This window comes from Vibrio sp. Vb0937 (genome assembly GCF_033338855.1).
Genome location: NZ_JAWOTK010000321.1, coordinates 1 through 1,186 on the forward strand (window position 1 = coordinate 1; position 1,186 = coordinate 1,186).

Below are 1,186 nucleotides of genomic sequence, written 5' to 3' on the forward strand. Positions count from 1 at the left end.
CAAATGGCGAAAAGACTGTTCTCAAACAAGATTTGGCTAGACCTCAACAAAGGTTTGATCAGCGAAGAAGAAGCAATACACCGTTATCAACAAGAACTCGACTTAACGGCTAAAGAATGTTGCTGTTTCTTCTACTACGTAAAACAGACTCAGATTCAACTGTTCGGCAGTGTTGAGCTTCTACAAAAGGTGAAGCAAGCGGGTTACGGTGTCTACGCACTAACTGATAATGTTGTAGAAATTGTCGAACACTTAAAATCAACGTACAATTTTTGGCCACTTTTTGATGGCGCGATTGTGTCTGCCGAAGTCGCACTTTTAAAACCTCAACCGGAAATTTATCAAGCGCTTCTCTCCCGCTACGACTTAAACCCATCAGAAACCGTTTTTCTGGATGATATGCCTTACAACGTCGAAGGGGCCAAACAGGTGGGCATGGCTGCTATTCAGTTTGAAAACGCGAGCCAATGTGAAAGTGAGTTAAAGGAAATGGGCCTGTCTTTTTGACTCGCCAGATTGTTAACTATCTCGCAAACAAAAAAGAGCAGCGTCAGTGCTGCTCTTATCGTCTCCGTTCTTTCGCTTAGCAAGCGTTATGAATAGATGACGTTTTCCTCAATGCCATTTACCAGCGCTTGCGCGTTAGACCAACGGAACACTTTTTCCATTACTTCTGTTCCGCCCGGAGCACGCCACGTACGCTCTTGGCATTCTTGTCCACCAATATGTTGATAGAACGAAATCGCTGGTGTGTTTTGCGAGACAACTTCTAGATACAATCCTGAATCTTTGAAGTATTGCTGTTGCCACTCTGCAACGGCAAGCAAGAGTTGTTTGCCGATACCACGACCACGATAGCTATCATCAACATGCAGAGCGTCAATGAATGTACCGCGCTCAAAGTCATGGTTGCCGAAAACACAGACAAAGCCGAGTAACAAGCCACCCTCTTCTGCAAGAACGATATGTTGGTTAAATGGAGGATTGGTTAAGCGAGTCTGCCAAATCAACAATTTGTCGTCGATGGCTTCGCTGTCCAGGTAAGTGTTCGTTAAAATGCCTCGGTAGTGACGTTTCCAACTGTCCGCATGCAATTGAGCAATGCGCTCATAGTCCTTATATTCCGCTAATCGTAATTCCATTACGTATTCCTATTTTCTTACATTTTTGCTTTTCCACAGAGCCT

2 protein-coding genes are annotated in these 1,186 nt (G+C 44.3%); one reads left to right on the plus strand and one right to left on the minus strand.

The window, feature by feature from the left end; all coding sequences use genetic code 11:
* A partial coding sequence (locus R7P67_RS25400; protein WP_318086396.1) for an HAD family phosphatase occupies positions 1–507 on the plus strand: 507 nt, incomplete at its 5' end.
* Positions 508–593: 86 nt separating this feature from the next.
* Here R7P67_RS25400 and R7P67_RS25405 read toward each other — a convergent pair.
* The gene (locus tag R7P67_RS25405) at positions 594–1,142 is read right to left on the minus strand and encodes a GNAT family N-acetyltransferase (RefSeq protein WP_005486527.1); all 549 of its coding nucleotides are present in this window, start codon (positions 1,140–1,142) and stop codon (positions 594–596) included.
* Positions 1,143–1,186 lie beyond the last annotated feature (44 nt).

Bases quoted from the DNA above. Each gene is read 5' to 3' on its own strand.
- R7P67_RS25405 (WP_005486527.1), bottom strand. From the start codon at position 1,142: ATGGAATTACGATTAGCGGAATATAAGGACTATGAGCGCATTGCTCAA.